General features: G+C 57.9%; 13 protein-coding genes and 1 pseudogene. 3 read left to right on the forward strand and 11 right to left on the reverse strand.

Going from position 1 to position 17,242, the window contains the following annotated elements; all coding sequences use genetic code 11:
- The 3 genes and pseudogenes from ACR0KN_RS17395 to ACR0KN_RS17405 all read right to left on the reverse strand — a co-directional run bounded on the left by ACR0KN_RS17395 (position 1) and on the right by ACR0KN_RS17405 (position 4,694).
- Positions 1–3,977, reverse strand: a pseudogene (locus ACR0KN_RS17395) (baseplate multidomain protein megatron).
- Positions 3,977–4,375, reverse strand: a complete 399-nt coding sequence (locus ACR0KN_RS17400) for an NlpC/P60 family protein (protein ID WP_480655405.1) — start codon at positions 4,373–4,375, stop codon at positions 3,977–3,979. Before ACR0KN_RS17400 ends, ACR0KN_RS17395 begins: the two are co-directional and overlap by 1 nt.
- Positions 4,376–4,469: 94 nt before the next feature.
- On the reverse strand, positions 4,470–4,694 hold the full coding sequence (locus ACR0KN_RS17405; RefSeq protein ID WP_480655315.1) for a phage BR0599 family protein: 225 nt from the start codon (positions 4,692–4,694) through the stop codon (positions 4,470–4,472).
- A gap of 143 nt (positions 4,695–4,837) precedes the next feature.
- Here ACR0KN_RS17405 and ACR0KN_RS17410 point away from each other — a divergent pair, with 143 nt between their 5' ends.
- Positions 4,838–5,098 (forward strand): hypothetical protein, encoded by a 261-nt coding sequence (locus tag ACR0KN_RS17410; RefSeq protein ID WP_480655317.1) that lies wholly within the window; start codon positions 4,838–4,840, stop codon positions 5,096–5,098.
- A 418-nt stretch (positions 5,099–5,516) separates the two neighbouring features.
- Here the strand turns inward: ACR0KN_RS17410 and ACR0KN_RS17415 are convergent, their stop codons facing one another.
- A complete protein-coding gene (locus ACR0KN_RS17415; protein ID WP_480655319.1) occupies positions 5,517–6,371 on the reverse strand; it encodes a Hint domain-containing protein in 855 nt (284 codons plus the stop codon).
- Between the two features lie 142 nt (positions 6,372–6,513).
- Entirely contained in the window at positions 6,514–7,884 is a 1,371-nt protein-coding gene (locus ACR0KN_RS17420; protein WP_480655407.1) for a DNA-packaging protein, read from the reverse strand.
- Positions 7,885–8,451: 567 nt separating this feature from the next.
- On the opposite strand from ACR0KN_RS17420, the gene ACR0KN_RS17425 reads away from it, so the two are divergent.
- On the forward strand, positions 8,452–10,209 hold the full coding sequence (locus tag ACR0KN_RS17425; RefSeq protein ID WP_480655321.1) for an adenylate/guanylate cyclase domain-containing protein: 1,758 nt from the start codon (positions 8,452–8,454) through the stop codon (positions 10,207–10,209).
- 287 nt (positions 10,210–10,496) lie between these two features.
- Entirely contained in the window at positions 10,497–11,756 is a 1,260-nt protein-coding gene (locus ACR0KN_RS17430) for a DEAD/DEAH box helicase (RefSeq protein ID WP_480655323.1), read from the forward strand.
- Between the two features lie 114 nt (positions 11,757–11,870).
- On the opposite strand, the gene mltG is transcribed toward ACR0KN_RS17430, so the two are convergent.
- From mltG to fabG, 6 genes are all read right to left on the reverse strand, one after another.
- Entirely contained in the window at positions 11,871–13,028 is a 1,158-nt protein-coding gene (gene mltG, locus ACR0KN_RS17435) for an endolytic transglycosylase MltG (RefSeq protein ID WP_480655325.1), read from the reverse strand.
- Positions 13,029–14,294 (reverse strand): beta-ketoacyl-ACP synthase II, encoded by a 1,266-nt coding sequence (fabF, locus tag ACR0KN_RS17440; RefSeq protein WP_480655327.1) that lies wholly within the window; start codon positions 14,292–14,294, stop codon positions 13,029–13,031.
- Between the two features lie 204 nt (positions 14,295–14,498).
- Positions 14,499–15,242 (reverse strand): 1-(5-phosphoribosyl)-5-[(5-phosphoribosylamino)methylideneamino]imidazole-4-carboxamide isomerase, encoded by a 744-nt coding sequence (locus tag ACR0KN_RS17445; RefSeq protein WP_010442089.1) that lies wholly within the window; start codon positions 15,240–15,242, stop codon positions 14,499–14,501.
- 123 nt (positions 15,243–15,365) lie between these two features.
- A complete protein-coding gene (locus ACR0KN_RS17450) occupies positions 15,366–15,905 on the reverse strand; it encodes a GNAT family N-acetyltransferase (protein WP_170773189.1) in 540 nt (179 codons plus the stop codon).
- 139 nt (positions 15,906–16,044) lie between these two features.
- Entirely contained in the window at positions 16,045–16,278 is a 234-nt protein-coding gene (locus ACR0KN_RS17455; protein WP_008756330.1) for an acyl carrier protein, read from the reverse strand.
- Between the two features lie 209 nt (positions 16,279–16,487).
- Complete coding sequence (gene fabG, locus ACR0KN_RS17460; RefSeq protein ID WP_480655329.1) at positions 16,488–17,225, reverse strand: 3-oxoacyl-[acyl-carrier-protein] reductase; 738 nt, start codon at positions 17,223–17,225, stop codon at positions 16,488–16,490.
- Positions 17,226–17,242: the final 17 nt, after the last annotated feature.

The raw sequence follows: 17,242 nt of genomic DNA on the forward strand, positions 1-17,242 counted from the left end.
TTAGCCTACCGAAAGATGTGCAAACGCACCGGGCCCATAAGTGGCTGAGACTTGCGCGATCGCGATGTCGTAAGCTCCGCTCAGCCCATCGTCGAACTTCATCGCGGCGGAATACTGCCAGACCGGAGCACTAGTAACCGTCTCGCGCAGCAAAGCGCCTTCGGCGAACACGCGAACTAGATATACCTCACTTTCTTCCCCCAAGGGCACTTCGAGCCCGCCCCAGTCATCGCCATCGATCCGTGTCCGGCGCACCCAAGAGATGTCGTCGCCCGAGCCCGTCACAGAGACTCGCAAATGCACCGGCGAATAAGGCCTCAGCCCATTGCCGTCGAACGCTTCGACCAGATGTTCATAGGCCGGGTCCTCATAGCCGCGTGTTGCCGGGCCGATGCGGTAATGCTTGGCCACGCGCCGTTCGGTGCGCAGCAATCCGGTCTGATAAACACGTTCATCCAGCAGCACAAAGGTTGACCCTTCTGGCCAGATATCGGGCATCAAGGCATCCGTACCCAACTGTCCGCGCAGGCGGCCTGATAGGTTATACACGCCGGTCTCCTGCAGGTTGGCTTCGGAAAACTGGAACAATTCCCAATTGCCGGGCGTTCCGTCCCCGATGGCGGCCAGATTAGCACCACTCAACAACGCTGAGCGTGGACGAGACTCTAACACGCCATCGATGAGATTGACCCGCAGCGCAGCCCCTTCATCCCAGAGCCCGGCCTCAGCGCGCCGCAGCGGTGTCTCGGTGAATCCAATTACCGCCTGCCCTGCGATCACCTGATGCAGCGTATAGTCCTCATCCTGTGGGGCTGAATAGACGGCCACGCTGCCGGGCCACGGCTCGGCCGAGATTGCAAGATAAGGTGCATGGGGCGCTTCGGATCCGGTGATCAGCGGCAGGTCCATGAACACCGGTAAGACGGGCATCGGCGCGATGAACGGTTTGGCCGCAGCTACATCGTCCAGCACGTCGGACGGCGTATAGACGCCGGGTTCAATCCGTACTGCATCGGCCAATTGCATCTCGGCCGGTTCCAGCCGGTCAATCCGATATAGCGTTCCGTCCCCAGCATCCGGCAAACGAACCACATCGCCAGCCCCGACATGCAGCAGCGAGGGCGGCAGAGCAAAGCGCGCCGTCTCGCGCGAGATGCGGGATTCGCTCAGCCAGCGTTCGACCGTCTGACGCCCCTCAGCGCGGGTCATCGACAGAGGCATTTCGTTGACGGCGACCGAATGGGTTCTGTCATCGGGCAAGACGGCCTCTTCCGCGACGACATCATGGTTGGCATCCGATTGGACGAACCGTAAAAGGACACGCCCTGTCATCTCAGCCTCTGCCTCGCGGCGATGTTCCACCGGTCCATCGATATCCGAGCTGATCGCGATTTGCTCGGGATCCAGATCTACAGCCTGACGCCCATCCCGCGTTCTGAACTTCAGCACCCCGTCTCGCTCGATCGCGTCGAACCCATAGCGCAGCATCAGGGGTTGCAAAGCCTGCCGGGCGTTCATCACCTCTTCGACCGCATAGCCGCGCACCACGCCATACAGCTCTGAGACATCGATGGCCGTCACCCCCGCCTTGTGACAGATTTCTGTCACAACCGAGGCCAGTGTCCGCGACCCGGACCGCCCGTTCAGCCAATGCCCGCGCGCGTAGTTGTCTCCGTCAGACCACTGCGACCTCAGGTTTGGAAAGGTTGGGAAGGGTCGTGCATCCCAGGCCCAGACAAAGGCGTTCGACATGTCCACCATCGGGCCATCATAGATGTCCGATACCGGGTTAATCTCAGGATCGCTCCAATAGCCCAGAACGGCCCGGAGGTACTGGACCATGATAAAGTCGTCTCGCACCCCATTGGAATAGTTCGGTAAATCCGATTCCGACGATTTGGGGTCCAGAAACTTGTTCGGCTGGTTCGTGCCTTTGTCGATGGCCGCGCATCCCAGTTCTGTAAACCAGATCGGCTTGGACCCCGGCACCCAATCCGTAGAGGTTTCCTGCCGGGTGCCACCGATCCGCTCATGATGTCGGTTCGCCCACCAGTTGCGCACATCCTTGTACCGCCAAACCCATGGCTCGCCATTGGCGTCATCGGTGATCGGGCTTCGGATCTGCGCTTCGGCCTCTTCGGGCGAAGCATAGTACCAATCATACCCCTCGCCGCCCTCGATATTGCCACGCAGATAGTCGAGGTCATAGATCGACCCGTTCGACGCCTCAGCGTCCAAATGCGAGGCGCCATCCCGCCAATCGGACAGCGGCATACAATTGTCGATGCCGACAAAATCGATGTTCTCATCAGCCCAAAGCGGATCAAGGTGAAAATACCGATCACCGGTGCCATCCTGCGGTTGATACCCGAAATACTCGGTCCAGTCGGCGGCATAGCCGATCTTGGTCTCCGGCCCCAATATAGCGCGAACTTCCGCCGCCAAAGACCGCAGTTCCGCAACCGCGGCAAAACCTGACGCGCCGCGGATTTGTGTCAGACTGCGCATCTCAGACCCGATGCAGAAGGAATCCACACCTCCTGCGGCCTTGCACAAGGCCGCATAATGCAAAATGAACCGACGCAATCCCCATTCGCTGGGACCGCGATAGGTCACACTGCCACTGCTGAAGGTAAAGTGTGACGCGCGAGCCGTACCAAAGAACGCCGCCACCTGCGCATCCGCTTCGGCAGTTTGATCCGGTGAGCCCAGCCGCCCCGGAGCCACATCCAGCGTGATCCGTCCCCGCCACGGCAAATGCGGCTGATCAAGAGCATCAGACCATGGATCAGGCAGGCCGTTGCCCTCTGATTGCTCCATCAGAATGAACGGATAGAACATGACTCGTTTGCCCGAATTCTTCAGATGCCGGATCGCCTGCACCACCGCCGCATCAGCCGGGGTGCCGCCATAGATCGGGCGCCCATCTTGCCATTTCACTTGCCCTGCCACAGTTCGGGACAGACCCGAAACACTCCAGGGCATGTTTGCGCCCTCAATATTCTTGCGTTCGACCTTGGGGCGGATCTGGCATTCTCCGCAGCGCAAATCATTGCCGAACCACGACACGATCAACGACGCTGCCTCGCACCCCGGCAGTTCTTTGCTCAGCGCGCGGTTCGAGGTCAACAGATCGGACTTGCCCGACGGCGAGTTGACATTCGCCGCCCAACTACGGCCCCGGCCCTTGGTGTAATTGACTTGGGATGAAGCCAGCGCGTACTCGCCTGTTCCCGGCATCAGCGCCACGCCTTTAATGATCCGAGACAGCGCGACTGCGGCATCCGGCATCTCGTCTTGTTCTTGCCGTACCACCTCAAATGAGAATTGCGGTACACGGTTGCCAAAAGGGCCCAGCGCTAGATCCTCGATCACCACATAAGCCGTACCGCGATAGGCGGGCACCGTGCCTGTGCCTTCAACCGCCTCAATCAGTGGATCGGGCAATTGATCGTGATCCCCACGATAAATCCGCATATTCAGCGTTTGGCGCCCGACCTCATCGCCATCGGCCCAGACGCGTGTGATATCCGCGACCTGGCCCGCGCCCACGGCAATCGCCAGAGAAACCGAATAGCTGTAGCTATGGGTGGTGGTTGTCGTCGTCACCTCAACGGGCTTGGGCTTCCCTTTGCCCCCGCCACCACCGCCCGAAGTTTGTGTTGAGGTCGATGTAGAGCGGGTTTCCAGAAAATCCGATGCCCAGATGACCTGTCCGCCGATACGCATCCGGCCATAGACTGTCGCGACGGTCGCACCCTCGCCGGTCTCGGTCAGACGGAAGCGATCCAGACGTCCGGTTTCAACGACCTCACTGCCGCCCCCCATGACTGACTGGCCATCAGCCGGTTGTCAATCACCCGCCCCAGTGTCGCCCCCACCGCACGACCAATCACAGCTGTCGACAGCCCTGCGACCGAGCCCCCGATCGAGCCCCCAATTGCCGCCCCGGCGGCAGACAGAACTAATGTAGCCATCAGAGGTCCTCCAGCGGGAATTCGAAACAGGCGACAACGCGGCGACGCCACGGTTCGCTCAGCGTGTTTTCAACAACACCATGCCCGGTATAGGCGTGGATGAACCGCAACGGATCATGGGCGCTGACGATGCCCAGATGCTTGGCCACCGCCGCGTCCCGCATCCGAAACAGCAAAACATTCCCCGGGGCCATCTCCTCGGGCGATTTCTCGATGAGATGGCGGCGGGCCGCAGCCCACATGCGTTCCTCGCCCTGCGGTTCTGACCAGTCCATGCTGTAGACCGGCACCGCCTCAGGCTCATGCCCCATCACCGCGCGCCAAACGCCCCGCATCAGGCCCAGGCAATCCGCCCCGGCCCCACAGACAGACGCTTGATGGACGTAGGGCGTACCCAGCTACGCCCGCGCTTCTTCAACGATTTCTGCTTATTCCGCATCACCGCCGGCTCCCCCCTTTGTGTTGACTGCTGCGCTTGGACACGGCCATGACCTAGTCCTCGTGCGGCAGGTCGGGGAAGCCCTGAAAATTCAGCATGTTGTTGAACTTCAACTGGCAAGTGGTCATGCGTTTGTCACACCCTGCGGTCAACTGAACCCGGTCCCCTGCCGCCAGCCCGCCGCCAATCGACGACCACAGCGTAACAACGCGCCCATCTCGCGCCGGTTCATCCAGCTTGATCGAAGCCCACAGGCCCAGCGCAGCCCCGTCCAGCATGGCCAATTGTAATATTTAGCAGTTCGTTGGATATTTAATCCAATTCCTTTGCAATCGTCGCCAAGTTCTTGTGATTTCGTGCCATGGCAATTGTCTGCGTTTCACATGCCCCCACGTGTGCTTCAAATTGAAGAGGCCACCCGATGAATGAAAACGAACCTGCACCTTCCGGACACTCCGATACGAACTATAGTTGGACCAAGGAACCTACTGCCGCTGACAAGCACGTCTATGAGGTGTTTGCCTCCAACGTAGTCGTTCTTGTGCAGCTGCTTGATGACTACAAAACAATGATGTCGCCGGATGTCCACGCAAGGCTGTTTTCTTCGCTGCTGACGCTGTCCCGGCTGCTCGGCGAATACGAGGATAATTGGAGTCAAGAGTACCCAATGTCGAGAACCTGATTGCGCCAGTAATCTATCAACCCTCAAAGCGCTCACAAACTCCGCACCCTCGGCCGCCGATACGCCCCTGCAGACCACACCACCGGCTCACGCAGCGCCCAGATCAGCGCGCCGAGGCAGTAGGATGAGTCCTGCCATTTAAACCCGCGCGCGCTAATCTAACATATCTTAGCTTCTAGCGCGTCCAGCCAGATCATGGGTCAACTGATCACCTCTCTGTCCAATTTTTTGAAAGGATTTATCGTGGAAAACGTTAAAGCCTTGGAAGAGGGGTCTAGAGAGCACCAAAAATGCCCAAAGTTGATCTCTACTGGGCGCTTCGCGAGCAAATCGCAATCGATCGGGAAGAAACCAAACCCGTTCCGCAAGTTTATCAACACAAAGATTCAAGAACTTTTGCTGGTGAGACACTCTGGCCTTACCAAACTAGAACCTTTGCTTCGTTGTAGGATAACATCGGCTTCGCCGCTTTAACCTTCTTGAGATCCGCGATAAGTTCCGGAAAAAGAGCCTTAATTTCCGCTAAGTCCTTGTGACCAAGCTGATCGCCAATAAATAAGCTCTCCGCGACAATCCCATTTGCAAGAACCATTTGATGTTCTTGCAGCAAAATGTGGTGGTAAGTGACTTCGTTGTCGGAACAATCCACAGTGATTCCGGGCAATCCGATCAACGCCTTGGCCGGAACCAAGACTTCTTGTTCACCAAAAAACAGTTCTGCCTGATGACCTTTTATCAACAACCGATGTTGCTGAGATACCTGCAAAGCCCTCTCGTTTTCTAAAGCACCATTCTCTATGATTACTGGCCTAAGCGATGGATTTCGATGGAACATATATCGCGTGACTACTCGACTTCCTTTCCAAAGAATTGGCATTTTGTTGCCGGAAGCGGTTACAACACTGTTCCCCGGTAACAAAGACTCAACCGGCACTTCGCCCTTAGGTGTTTGGATTAGGGTGCCACTTACGAAACAAGGCGGATTACTGGGATCAAGGTCGTTTTCCGTTATTTTCCAGTTACCTGTTCGCATCGGGCCTGTCGGGTTTGCCGTATCGTAAGCATACACCTGCCCCCCAACCTGAATAAACTCGCCAGATTCACCTGTGCCACGATAGTTCCCCTGGCCAAGATAGGTGTATGGTTGGAATGTTTGACCACCGTCGAAAGAAATGGTCGACCCATCAATAATGGCAGGTACCGTGGTGTCCTGTACGATCAGGTCTCCCTGACCGGTTTCATTAACAGTGTGCGCCAATATATCGAACGGCACCAAATTCTCCTTTCGACGTCGATCGCAGAACGGGCGGTGCCATTGTATTCAATAATCTGCATTTCTAAAGATGTAACTCCTGATTCACTTTCAACTTTAAGTCATTGAGCGCGGATTGCCGGAAGCAAGAATACTGATGCGATTACAATGCCCTCACCCTAGGCCGTCGATACACCCCCGCGGGCCCCACAACCAGCTCGTGCAACGCCCAGACCAGCGCGTCGACCCGGTCAGGCGAGCCCTGCCCCTCGAACCCGCGCGCGGTCATCTGGTACATCTGCTCCTCCAGCGCGTCCAGCCCGGCCACATGGCGCACCCGCCCCTGCTCATACAGGGCTGCAACGGGCTCGGCTCGCGCGACCTTGCCGCGCGACGCCCGCACCGCGCGAAAAGGCGCCAGAGGGTCCACCTGCCGCACGACCTCTTCCACCAGTTGCCCGCCCTGATTGACCTCGGCCACCAGCCGTTCGGCCCCAAACTCATCCATCGCGTCAATCGCCGCCTGCGCCCAACCCGCCGGACCAACGCCCTGAACCGTCCGGTCGGCCAGCACAAGGGCGCGCCACTCCTCGGGCGGCCCCTGAACCTGCGCGCCGACGACCACGATCCCGCAGGCATCCGCATTAGACCCCGCCGTCACCGCCGGGTCCAGCGCCACCACAATCCGGTCCAGCTCAGGCACCTGCGCACAGCGCGCCGCCTCCAGCATCGAACCCGTCCACAACGCGCCTTCGGCATCCGACAAAAGCACCCCGTCCAACTCCTGCCGCCCCAGCCGCGTGCCTGCATAGCGCGCGCGTACCTCTTCCAAAAAGGAACCCGCCAGATTGGCTCGGTTCGCCTCGGTCGGTGCGTGGGTTTGCACCGTCGAAGGCGATGCCAGAAGCTCCTTCAAAACCGTCACATTGCGCGGCGTGGTGGTCACACAGACCCGCGGCCGCTCGCCTAACCGCAAAGCAAATTGCAACATATCCCAGGTCTCCCCCGCCTTTTTCCATTTGGCCAGCTCGTCTACCCAGGCCGCATCGAACTGAGGGCCGCGCAGCCCCTCAGGATCATGTGCCGAAAAGGCCTGCGCCTCGGCTCCGTTTGGCCAGACCAGCTTGCGTTCAGACGCCTTCCAAACAGGCCGCCGATCCGGCGGAGAGCATTGCAAAATCCCGCTATCGCCAAAGATCATCACACAGCGCACCTGATCGAATGTCTCACCGACCAAAGCAACACGACACGCCTCCCCCCGATCCAGCGGCAAAGACCCCTCGACCATCGACCGCACCCACTCGGCCCCGGCCCGCGTCTTACCCGCTCCGCGTCCGCCCATGATCACCCATGACCGCCAGTCGCCCTCGGGCGGCAACTGATGCGGCAGCGCCCAGAACTCTAACAGGAAAGGGAGGGCGCACAGCCCCCCCTCCCCGATCTCACTCAGAAATCTGTCCTGCACCGCAACAGGTGCGGAGGCGAGCCAGCCTGCACCCGATCTCAGATCGTGCCCGATCAAGGTCGAGCGCATAGCCCCCTTGGGCAATTCCGGCTTGTCTGTGATGTTGTTCGACAAAGCTTGTCTCCACTTTCTGGCAACTGCGGATCAGCCCCTCTAGCTGACCCAGTTGCTTGCCTGTTCCGGCAAGGTCTGCATCCTCCCCGGCACTGATCTGTTTTCGCAGTTCTTCCGCTGCCTGGCGCAGATCGCGAATGGACCTTTCGAGCGACCGCAACAAATCAGCCGTCTGAGAGATCCGCTCTTCCGGGGTAATCAAAGTCATGTTTGCCTGTGACCTCATGCGTGAGTTTTTTCCGCACGAGAGAAACGAAAAACGGCCACCGGGTCACCCCGGGGCCGTTGCCCACTTCTTCTAGCATGACACAACCTATACGAGAAACCGCTCGCCAAGTCAAGGATTCATGCAACAGCCGCAACACCCAACGTACTATAAATATTACTTTTTATTAAACTCTAGCCAAGAACTGGTCCGCCATTCCAGCGTCATCTCAGGCCGATCACCCTATGACACTTGGTAATATCGGCATCAATTCGTAACCTATACGCATCGCGTATCATCTATGGGGCATCGAAACGATGACAGTCGCATTAGATCAAAAGCGTTTCGCTGCCATTTTGGTCATGGATGTCGTTGGGTATTCGCAACTAATTGAGGCGGATGAACTGGGAACCGTGCGAGCGGTGCGGAGTCTACGAAATCGGATCATCCTCCCTGCATTAGAGGCATCGGGAGGGAGATTGGTCAAGACAATGGGCGACGGGTTCCTGGCTGAATTTGGTACAGCAGATGCAGCAATGACTTCGGCGCTCGAGATTCAAAATGCCTGCGTTGAACAAGCACGCGCGGCGCCAGCAGATCGGCGACTATTCCTGCGCATGGGCGCCCATATCGGCAACGTCATTATCGAAGGTGAAGACATCCTCGGCGATGGTGTCAATATCGCTGCCCGTCTCGAAGGGCTAGCACACCCTAGTGGCATCGCGGCTTCTTCCGAATTTGCGCATGCCCTACAGAAAGGTCTTGTTGCTCATCTGGATCAGGATGGGCAACACACCGTTAAGAATATCTCGCGCTCACTGACGGTATGGCGTTGGGCAGCGGATCGTGAATTGCAGCATACCGAGCCCAATCAATCTTTTTCCCCGCCAACGGTTGCTGTCCTTGCGTTTCTGGATCACGCCCCTGATCCCGACCAGTCATTCTTTGCCGAAGGTCTCGCCGAAGACATCATCTCTGCTCTGCAACATATGGGCCGCCTCCCTGTTATCGCCAGCGCGTCGAGCCTCATTATCGATCCCGCTCTTTCGCCGCAGGATGCGGCGCGCGTTCTAGGTGCCCGATATTTGGTCAAAGGAACGGTTCGGCGCGCTGGCAAGCGCATTCGGGTTACAGTTGAGCTGATCGAGGGTGACACCGGACATTCACTTTGGTCCGAAAAGTATGACCGTGATTTCAAGGATCTTTTCGGAATCCAAGACGATATCACTTTGCGCGTTGTCACCGCGCTCGATGTGGAACTGGTCGAGGGTGAGATTGACCGCCTGCGCAAGCAGAGACCACGCCACTTGGGCGCTTGGGAACTCTATCTGCGTGGCATGGCAAATCTGCGCAACGCGGCGCTGCAGGACCTCAAAGAAGCGCAAAGGGACTTTTGTGACGCCATCGATATTGAGCCGGACTATGGCGAGGCCTGGGCGGCTCTAGGCTGGGCCTACCTAAAAGAGTATGGCTTTGGCTTGTCAAAGAACCGTGACACAGCCCTCGAAAATGGGTTCGATGCTGCGCGAAAGGCTCTGTCTCTTTCTAAAAAATCGCCATTCGCCCATTACGTTATGTCCACAGCCTATGTCTGGCGCGGAGAAAAAGAACTCAGCCTCAATGAGCTTGAGCATGCAATTCGGCTGAATCCCTATTTCACCCGCGCAAAAGTCGCATATCACAACCGAAAGGAATTGGCCGATCCTTCACAGGGATTGGAAGCCGCCGAAGAGATTCGAAAGGCGCTAGCTCTTTCACCGCGCGAACCTGACCGCGCATTTTATTTCTGGTCCATCGCACGCATCAACCTAGTGGCAGGTGAAGCGTTTGATGCACTTGACTGGGCCGATCGCGCTGTCAGCACACGCCCGACCGACGCCAATATGGTGTATCGTCGTGCGATCTGCCTTGCAGCGCTTGACCGGGTGGACGACGCATCAAAAGCTTTGGTCACATGCGAGCAGCTTTCACCTGGAAGTGTCGCGCGCCTTAGTAAATGGTGTCCGTATGAGGACGAACGGGACGACATCCTTTTTTCTGGCCTGGTGCGCCACGGGTTAATCGATCGCAGTTAAACCAGTGTTTTACTGTCTCATCTCCGTAATGTTTGCTTGACAATCGTTCTTCCAACCCGCATGTGCCCCTCAAACAGCGCTACCGCGTGAGCACGTGGGCGACACCGCCCCCCAACAGCGCCCGATTCACCCATAGTTCCCCATCACGCAGGGTTCTTGACGCGACAACCAGATGCTGCAGGAAACGCCTGCGCGTCCTGAGGTTTCGCACAACCCCTGCCGGTCGCGGATGCGGCCCATCACGACTTGCCCGTGGGCCATTGCCTCGGGCTGTAAAGGATAGTTATTTGTTCGACTTTGACATGCTGGGCCTCGCGCCCGCTCTGAATGATGCGCTCAAACGCGCCAACTTCACTCAACCGACCCCAATCCAGAACCAGGCGATCCCGCTGGCGCTGAACGGTCACGATATCCTCGGCCTTGCGCAGACCGGTACAGGTAAAACACTGGCCTTCGGTCTGCCGCTGATCGACCACCTGCTGGCTCAGCCCGGTAAACCTGCGCCAAAAACCGCCAAGGCGCTGATCCTTGCGCCTACACGCGAGCTGGTTAATCAGATCGCCGACAGCCTGCGCAACCTGACCAAAAAGACCAAATTGCGCGTTGCCACCGTGGTCGGAGGCCAATCGATCAACAAGCAAATCATGTTTCTGTCTCGCGGCACCGATATTCTTGTCGCCACTCCCGGTCGCCTGATTGACCTGATGGATCGCGGCGCGGTCGATCTGGGTTCGGTCCGTCATCTGGTGCTGGACGAGGCGGATCAAATGCTCGACATGGGCTTCATTCACGCTCTGCGCCGCATCGCGCCGGAACTAGGCACGCCGCGCCAGACCATGCTGTTCTCGGCCACGATGCCGAAGCAGATGGAAGAGCTCAGCCAGGCCTATCTGACCAACCCGCAACGGGTGCAGGTCTCACCTCCCGGCAAAGCAGCCGACAAAATCACGCAGTCGATCCACTTTGTTGAAAAGCCTGCAAAACCCGCCAAACTGCGCGAGATCCTGTCGGCAGATATGGACGCCCTAACGCTGGTCTTCTCTCGCACCAAGCACGGGGCCGAGAAACTGATGAAAGGCCTCGTTGCCGATGGTTTCAACGCGGCCTCGATCCACGGCAACAAAAGTCAGGGCCAGCGTGATCGCGCGATCAAGGCCTTCCGCGCGGGCGAGATTAATGTTCTCGTCGCAACAGACGTCGCTGCGCGCGGCATCGACATTCCGGGCGTGGCTTACGTGATCAACTACGACCTGCCCGAGGTGCCCGACAACTATGTCCACCGCATCGGCCGCACCGCCCGTGCAGGCCGCGAGGGTGAGGCCATCGCCTTCTGCTCGGCGGAAGAGGTCGACCTGCTGCGTCAGATCCAGAAGCTGATGAAGATCGAGATTCCGGTGGCAAGTGGTGAGATGCCCGAGGCCATCGCACCCAAGAAATCCCCGCGCCGCCCGAACAATCGTCGTCGTGGCCCGAAACCTCAGCACTCCGGCGCACCCAAACCGGACGGTCAGAAACGCCGCCGTCCACGTCGCGCCAAGGCGGCCTAAACAAGAAACGGCCCGGTCGATTGACCGGGCCGCTGCTTTTATTGGGGTTATGAATTCAAGTTGTACAAGTCGGACAACATGCCGTTTCAAACTCGTACAAGTCAGAAGATCAGATCAGTTCCCTGAATTCCGCTCTGCCTCGATTTCGCGCCACTTTGCAACGTTGCGATTGTGCTCTTGCAAGGTCTCGGCAAAGGCATGCCCACCGGTCCCGTCCGCAACGAAGAAGATGAAATTCGTGCTGTCTGGCGCCACCGCAGCCTCAAGGCTCGCAAGGCCCGGATTGGCGATCGGCGTGGGCGGCAACCCCTCGATGACATAGGTGTTCCAAGGCGTCGCGCGGCGCAGTTCGCTCTGCCGCAAGCCGCGACCCAAGGTACCCTGACCTTTGGTTACTCCATAGATCACAGTCGGGTCTGTCTGCAGCCTCATCCCTTGATTCAGGCGGTTCACAAAGACGCTGGCCACCTGACCACGCTCATCCGGCACACCGGTTTCTTTTTCGATGATCGACGCCAGGATCAGCATCTCTTCGGGACTGCCCAAGGGCAGTCCGTCCTGACGTCCCTCCCATGCGGCATTGATCCTAAGCTTCTGTTTTTCCTGCATTTCAGAGAGAATTGCATTCCGATCTTCGCCGGGTGCGACCTCGTAGCTATCGGGGGCCAACATCCCTTCGGCGGGCGTTTCGGCCACCTCACCGGTCAGCAAATCGATCGCCTTAAGCGACTCGACAATCTGCCAACTGGTGACGCCTTCGGCCAGAGAAATGCGATAGCGCGTATCCGCCTCACCGCGTTTTTCTGCATAGGCTTCAGGCGCTTCCTCTTCACCGACTACGAAGGATGCGACTTCGTCGAAATCCAGCGTCGCCGGGTTCAGTTCGCGCACGCGGGTCTGCATACGGGTCACACCGATGCGGTATTCGATTTCGGTCCCGCAGGTGCTGGCGCCGCTATGGGTTATGTCGTCGACGATTTGTTCCATCGACGCGCCTTCGCGAACCAGAAAACTACCCGCTTTCAGCTGCTGAGATTTGTCTGCGTAATCAGCAGCTAAGCGGAAAATCAACCCGCTGCTGATTGCCCCCTGATCCTCTAGATCACGGCTGACTCTTGTCATGTTAGAGCCCGGCTTTACCTGCAGGCAGATCGCAGTTTCTAGGGGACCTTCGGACTTGTATTGCGACTGCCCCCACAGGATGACGCCACCCATCAGGAACAGGCCAACGATCAGAATAGTCAACGCGTTCGAAGCGAGCGCTCGCCACATTTAGCTGACCTTTCCGAAGATCACACTTGCGTTGGTGCCGCCAAATCCGAACGAGTTTGACAAGGCCACATTGATCTCACGATCGCGCTTGGCATTCGGCGCCAGATCGATAGGAGTTTCAACCGCCGGGTTGTCCAGATTGATGGTCGGCGGAGCAACCTGATCGCGGATCGCAAGGATCGAGAAGATTGCCTCAATCGCGCCAGCAGCGCCCAGCAGATGACCGGTGGCCGATTTGGTCGAGGTCATGGTCGCGTTGCTGGCGTGATCCCCCAGCAGGCGCTCGACCGCGCCCAATTCAATCGTATCCGCCATGGTCGAAGTGCCATGTGCGTTGATGTAGTCTAGGTCCTTCGGCTCAAGCCCCGCGCTGCGCAGCGCTGCTTTCATCGAGCGTTCGGCCCCGTCGCCATCCTCGGACGGTGCAGTGATGTGATAGGCGTCGCCGGACATACCGTAACCCAGCACCTCCGCGTAAGTTTTCGCACCACGAGCTTTAGCGTGTTCGTAATCCTCAAGAACCACGATACCCGCGCCCTCACCCATGACGAAACCGTCGCGGTCAATATCATAGGGGCGGCTCGCCTTCTTCGGGTCATCGGCATATTTGGTCGACAAGGCTTTGCAGGCGTTGAAGCCTGCGATACCGATTTCGCAGATGCAGCCCTCGCCACCGCCCGCGATCATCACGTCTGCATCTCCGGCGCGGATGATGCGGCTGGCGTCGCCGATCGCATGGGCACCGGTCGAGCACGCGGTCACGACCGAGTGGTTCGGCCCCTTAAATCCATGCCGGATCGATACCTGACCCGAGGCCAGATTGATCAGAGCGCCCGGAATAAAGAACGGTGACACTCGACGCGGACCCTTGTCACGGATCAGATTTGCTGTGTTGGCAATCGACCCAAGCCCGCCAATACCCGATCCGATCAGAACGCCCGTGCGCAGGCGGTCTTCTTCGTCCTCGGGCAGCCAATTGGCATCCTTGCAGGCCATCTCGGCAGCCGCGATCGAATAGAGGATGAAATCCTCAATCTTGCGCTGCTCTTTCGGTGGCATCCAATCATCGGGATTGAACGTCCCGTCGGTGCCATCTCCGCGCGGCACTTCGCAGGCATAGGTCGTGGTGACCCCGCTTGCCTCAGCGTCGAAATGTGTGATCGGGCCTGCACCGGACTCGCCGTCCAGCAGCCGCGACCATGTTTCCTCAACCCCACTGGCCAAAGGAGTGACCAATCCAAGACCGGTTACGACGACTCTGCGCATGAAGTGCCTCTTGCCTGCTTCCTGTTATGAGAACCGCTCATACCCCGGCCCGGGGTGCGGGGGCAAGAGCAACGGCAGAATCTGGCTCGGTATCCCCAAACCGGAAATCGTTCAAAACTCTGCCATGTAATCTAAAATGCGTGAAAAAGTGAAAACCCGACCGACATCAAGCATATAACGGCCGGGTTTTCTGTTGCGCTATGTTTACTGGAATTCAGCGACCGGCTCATGTGCCGATTTTGCAACTTCCAACGCCTCGGACAAATCAACTGTTTTGCGGAACAGTGCGCGACCAACGATTGCACCTGAAATATTCGATATATAGGCAAGGCGCGAAATATCATCTGCAGTACGGACGACGCCGCTTGCAATGATCGGTGTGCGTGATTTCTCGGCGAGACCCGAGATCAGCCCCAGCTGCGCCTCGACATCTTCCATGTCGCTATCGATGTCAGTGACCAAAATGGCCGCAAATGGTGTATCTGCAAATGCTTCAATGAACGCTTCCGGTGTAAAGGCGCTCTGGCTTCGCCAACCTTCGGTCATCACCTGGCCTTGCCAGACATCAACTGCCAATACGATCTGATCAGGATACAGCTTAGCCAGTTCTTTTACCAATTGAGGGTCCCAGGCCGCCAACGTCCCGATTACGATTCGTCCAGCGCCTTTGTTGATCCAATATTCAACCTGCTCGCGCGTCCGCATGCCACCGGCCAACTGCACGGACATCTCGGACGAACGAATGATCTCTTCAACCAGCTCTGCATTGGTGTCACGTCCTTCGATGGCATCGAAGTCCGTCAGTTGCATCCATGCTGCGCCTGCAGCCGACCAGCTTCGCGCGGTCTCTACCGGATTCACATGCCAGATCATCGCGTCATCCAGACGCCCCTTGTCCAGCGTCACACAGCGACCGTTCTGTAGTTCCATCGTGGGATAAATTCTCATGAGCCTTTTCCTCCGCTCACTCAAATGGCAATACCACGATACCATATCTCCGCCGCCCCTCCCATCTTTTCCCGGGATCGGCAAAGTAAATGCCGTTTGCGGCATTGCTCAAGTATAAGCGTTTCAGACCCGCGCCGGGGGTCCATCACGGCGAAACAAATGAACCGCCGTGTCGAGGTACTCTGCCTCACGCAGCAACTTGTAGCCCAACTTCTCAGCCAGTCGCTGAGACGCTGCATGGTCGGCATCAATCAGCGCGACAAGCGGGCCGGGTATGACGCGGTCGAACCAGTCATGCGCGGCTTGGGCGGCTTCGCACCCGTACCCCTGCCCTTGCAATTCTGGGTCCAGAACCCACCCTGCTTCGGGGAAGCCATCAAAATCTTCTCCAAGCTCGCGGTTGCCGAAAAAGAACCCGGCCTGCCCGATCAAAGTGCGATTCGATTGCAGCATCACACCCCATTGACCGAAACCGGTCATCTGCCAGTGGCCAGCGTTGCGCAAGAAGGAATCCCAGGCCTCGCCACGCGTCTTCGGGGTGCCACCGATATGGCGCACAACTTTCGGATCACGCCAGATCTCGGCGAAACGGTTGAAATCCTCGGGGCGCATCGCACACAAGGTCAGACGCGCCGTATTGATCATCGGGATGGATCTTATCATGCCCTTACCCGCTCATTTTTTGCCTCAAGCGCCAGATTGCGAATTCTCAACAGATCAAGGCAAGTGCGAATTACGTCAGGCAAAAAAAAACGGCGCTTCCGTTGCCCGGAAGCGCCGCTTTTGTCTTAGAACGATAAGCTTAGGAAGCTTCGCTGATGAATTTGACCGCGTCGCCAAAGGTCTGGATGGTCTCGGCAGCGTCGTCTGGAATCTCGATGCCGAACTCTTCTTCGAACGCCATTACCAACTCAACGGTGTCCAGGCTGTCTGCGCCCAGATCGTCGATGAACGAGGCGTTTTCAGCAACCTTGTCCTCTTCAACACCCAGGTGCTCAACAACGATCTTCTTTACGCGATCTGCGACGTCGCTCATGTCTATTCCTCATTTCATTTCAGGGCTGTCCGCCCGGTTCTGCCCTTGCCCGTTCGGGATGGACTGGTTTTGCCCTTTCCGGGCGGTTTGGGTCCCGGGTCCCCGGGAAATCAGAGAACCGGCCCTTGGACCGGTTCCTGCGCATATGCGCCGCCTATAGCACAGACAACGCACAAGGCAAACGCTTTCGCATCCGCCCCGAATTGCGATTACAACATGGCCATACCGCCATTCACATGCAAGGTGCTTCCGGTAACATACCCGGCTTCGGGGCTTGCGAGGTACAGAACGGCGGCTGCGATTTCTTGCGGATCGCCCATGCGGCCAGCCGGAACCTTGAGCAGCAGACCTTTCTTTTGCTCATCTGTCAGCTTCTCGGTCATGGCCGTGGTAATAAAGCCCGGAGCGACCGCGTTCACAGTGATGCCGCGGGTTGCCACCTCATGCGCCAACGCCTTGGAAAACCCGATCATCCCTGCCTTAGATGCAGCATAATTCGCTTGTCCCGGGTTCCCGATCGCAGCAACAACGGACGAGACATTCACGATCCGACCCCAGCGCGCTTTCATCATGCCCCGGATCACGCCTTTGCACAGCTTCATCGTGGCAGTCATGTTCACGTCAATCACGCTCTGCCACTCTTCGTCCGACATGCGCATGAACAGGTTGTCACGCGTGATTCCAGCATTGTTGACTAGAATATCAACCGAGCCCATCGCCTCGGTAGCCCGTTTCGGCAGTGCCTCGACGGCCTCGGGGTCGCTCAGGTTACAAGGTAAGACATGCGCGCGCTCACCAAGGCTTTCAGCCAACGCTTGCAGAGGTTCCACGCGCGTTCCGGAAAGGCCAACAGTGGCACCAGCGTCATACAGGGCGCGAGCGATATCGCCGCCAATTCCACCCGAAGCACCAGTGACCAGCGCGTTCTTACCTGTCAAATCAAACATCTATGTTCCCTCTCTGG

It is taken from the genome of Ruegeria sp. AP7, assembly GCF_056539905.1.

What these genes read in the sequence shown, in the direction of transcription:
- ACR0KN_RS17405 (WP_480655315.1), bottom strand. Translation starts at nt 4,694, where the DNA reads ATGCTGGACGGGGCTGCGCTGGGCCTGTGGGCTTCGATCAAGCTGGAT.
- ACR0KN_RS17410 (WP_480655317.1), top strand. Translation starts at nt 4,838, where the DNA reads ATGAATGAAAACGAACCTGCACCTTCCGGACACTCCGATACGAACTAT.
- ACR0KN_RS17420 (WP_480655407.1), bottom strand. Translation starts at nt 7,884, where the DNA reads ATGCGCTCGACCTTGATCGGGCACGATCTGAGATCGGGTGCAGGCTGG.
- ACR0KN_RS17425 (WP_480655321.1), top strand. Translation starts at nt 8,452, where the DNA reads ATGACAGTCGCATTAGATCAAAAGCGTTTCGCTGCCATTTTGGTCATG.
- mltG (WP_480655325.1), bottom strand. Translation starts at nt 13,028, where the DNA reads ATGTGGCGAGCGCTCGCTTCGAACGCGTTGACTATTCTGATCGTTGGC.
- fabF (WP_480655327.1), bottom strand. Translation starts at nt 14,294, where the DNA reads ATGCGCAGAGTCGTCGTAACCGGTCTTGGATTGGTCACTCCTTTGGCC.
- ACR0KN_RS17445 (WP_010442089.1), bottom strand. Translation starts at nt 15,242, where the DNA reads ATGAGAATTTATCCCACGATGGAACTACAGAACGGTCGCTGTGTGACG.
- ACR0KN_RS17450 (WP_170773189.1), bottom strand. Translation starts at nt 15,905, where the DNA reads ATGATAAGATCCATCCCGATGATCAATACGGCGCGTCTGACCTTGTGT.
- ACR0KN_RS17455 (WP_008756330.1), bottom strand. Translation starts at nt 16,278, where the DNA reads ATGAGCGACGTCGCAGATCGCGTAAAGAAGATCGTTGTTGAGCACCTG.
- fabG (WP_480655329.1), bottom strand. Translation starts at nt 17,225, where the DNA reads ATGTTTGATTTGACAGGTAAGAACGCGCTGGTCACTGGTGCTTCGGGT.